The sequence below is a fragment of the Mycobacterium attenuatum genome (assembly GCF_900566085.1).
Lineage (GTDB): Bacteria > Actinomycetota > Actinomycetes > Mycobacteriales > Mycobacteriaceae > Mycobacterium > Mycobacterium attenuatum.
Genome location: NZ_UPHT01000203.1, coordinates 1 through 2430, shown reverse-complemented (window position 1 = coordinate 2430; position 2430 = coordinate 1). Strand labels below are relative to the sequence as shown.

Here is a 2430-nt window from a genome sequence, read left to right as displayed (position 1 = left end):
TCTTGCAGGACACGACGATCGTCGCGGCCGGGCCGAGCGTGCAGAACGTCAGCCTGTCGGGCGCGGTTCCGGTCGGCATCGTCGGCGACGCCGGCCAATGGGTCAAGACCGGGCCGTAACGGCCCGCACGACGGCATGCCGTGCATTCGTCCGGAGTCGCGCAGCGCACGAGCTACGAGTCCGGAGACTGCGGCGAGATGGTTCCCCGAACCGCAGACAGCCATCTTGCCTCCGGTAGGGGATCGGTAGGGGATCGGTACGGGATCGGTAGGGGATCGGTAGGGTAGAGGAATTTCGTGCCGGGGGTCCTAATCGTGCCCTTGACAAACCCAGAACTCCATACCGGAATCAATCACTCTCCGGGCCTTTTACCATCTGGATAATACTATCATAATTTTCGTCGTACATTACCAATCCGCCAATATACGGAGGATAATCAACACTTGTATAATCGCCGTTTGGTGCGTAAAACACCGATAAGAGCTCGGGAAGATCGGACAAATTCGAATTTTCGGATGAATTGTACGGATCGTATGTGGACGCGTTCGAATACGTATTTTCATTGTTCGCAATTGATGTAGTACCGCTCGAATTTTGATTATCTGTGATCGGCGTGGCATTGCTCGAATTTTCGTCGTTTGAATATTCGGAATTACTATTTGTGCAAGTATCGAGCTTGAATCCGTCATGAGATGTCAAAGTGATGGCGAGCCTGCCAATGCTGATGTTGGTGGCACTGTCGGTGGCCGTGTCGATGGCGGCGGCGATGCCGCTTGTCAGTGCCAATGTCCCTAGCGTCACGATAGCGCGGCGTCTGGCGCGCTGTGAGCTAGCCGCCCCGGCTGGACGGGATTGATCAAAGTCAAGACCGACGGTGTTATGGGTAAGGCCCAAACGATGTGCAGATCGCGACATAAAGATGACCTTTCTTGTTTTATCCAAATTCGGTAAATGCAACACGGTACTATCGAAACCGACGCCCAAAACACGCGAATCAGTTGCAAAGGTCTAATAGACTGAACAACATCTCAGCGATAAAAAATATCGACGCTTGATGAATTCCCGTTGACTCTAATTGATGCTGGTAAGATATTAGTCGGATTGTCTAATTGCCGGCTCCACGCTGAGAGAATAAGCGTTGGCAAGTTTTCAACAATACAACAAGTTAATACCTTTCGATTAATGTCAAAGTCTGTAGAGGAAATATCTTACCAAACAGACAGCGTGCTTTCTGTTTGGTAATCGTCTGCTGCGCAACTATCAATCGATGCCACCCGCTAATTCAGACGCCATCATTGGCATTCTTCCACTCGTCTAGCAATGTATCTAATAAGTCATAGTTTGTTTCACCATACACATTTGGACCAATAGACGGAGGATAATTAATGTCCTTGTAATTACCGTTTGGCGCGTAAAAGAATGTTAGATAACCAGGAAGCTCAGACGCATTCAAGTATTCGGATGGTTCGTACGGATCGTACATGGGCACGTACGAATACGTATTTTCATTGTTGGCAATTGATGTAGCGTTGCTCGAATCCTGATTATCTGTGATTGGTGTGGAGTTGCTCGAATTTTCGTTGTTTGAAAAATTGGAGTTACTACTTGTGCAAGTATCGAGCTTGAATCCGTCGTGAGATGTCAAAGTGATGGCGAGCCTGCCAATGCTGATGTTGGTGGCACTGTCGGTGGCCGTGTCGACGGCGGCGGCGATGCCGCTTGTCAGTGCCAATGTCCCTAGCGCGACGATAGCGCTGCGTCTGGCGCGCTGTGAGCTAGCCGCCCCGGCTGGGCGGGATTGATCCGAGCAAAGCCCGACGGTGTTGTGCGCAAGGTCTAAATGATGTGCAGATCGCGACATGAAGAAACCTTTCTTGTCATATCCAAAGTCGAGCGAATACAGTGAGCGAAGGATCGTGCTGCCTAAACCGGCGTCCGAAAAACCTAAATAAGACAGCCGGCAGCTACCTCTTTAGAATTTCAACATATCACAACCAATACGTTCTGAAATTCCCGCTTCGGCACCCATGGGCCGACCTGGGAAGAACAACTGCCGGTTCCTTTCCTGAAGCTGTTCGCTGACGCCCGCGTCACCGGACCCAGAGAAATGTCGGCGACACTGGAACCCGATGTCCGCGCCGGGCGGCATTGTTGACTCCGGGGCAAGTCTAGGCACCCGAGGAAGATCCGATCAACTGTCAACATGTACCACTTCGCTTACCCGCGGTGGCTGCCCCCCGAATGTCAACCTGGGTGGTCGAACAGTTATCGCCAGAATGTAGGTCAGCCACAGCGAAATTCTGACCTGAGTTGGGTCACTTTGGACATTTTCTGAAGGTTGCAATGCGCTGAGCTGGGGTGATGGTTCGGCTTAGTGCACTCGTTAGGCACTAATTTGTGTCGGTAGGCTCGGCTGGTGGTGTGGATTCG

General features: G+C 51.4%; 3 protein-coding genes. 1 reads left to right on the top strand and 2 read right to left on the bottom strand.

Annotated elements, in window-relative coordinates; translation table 11 throughout:
- On the top strand, positions 1–119 hold a 119-nt coding region (locus EET13_RS32155; protein ID WP_244604026.1), incomplete at its 5' end, for a hypothetical protein.
- Positions 120–348: 229 nt separating this feature from the next.
- Here the strand turns inward: EET13_RS32155 and EET13_RS29575 are convergent.
- Positions 349–960: a hypothetical protein gene (locus tag EET13_RS29575; protein WP_136623322.1), complete on the bottom strand. Its 612-nt coding sequence runs from the start codon at positions 958–960 to the stop codon at positions 349–351.
- Between the two features lie 322 nt (positions 961–1282).
- Complete coding sequence (locus EET13_RS30065; protein ID WP_136623321.1) at positions 1283–1861, bottom strand: hypothetical protein; 579 nt, start codon at positions 1859–1861, stop codon at positions 1283–1285.
- Between the last annotated feature and the right edge of the window lie 569 nt (positions 1862–2430).

Bases quoted from the DNA above. Each gene is read 5' to 3' on its own strand.
- EET13_RS30065 (WP_136623321.1), bottom strand. From the start codon at position 1,861: ATGTCGCGATCTGCACATCATTTAGACCTTGCGCACAACACCGTCGGG.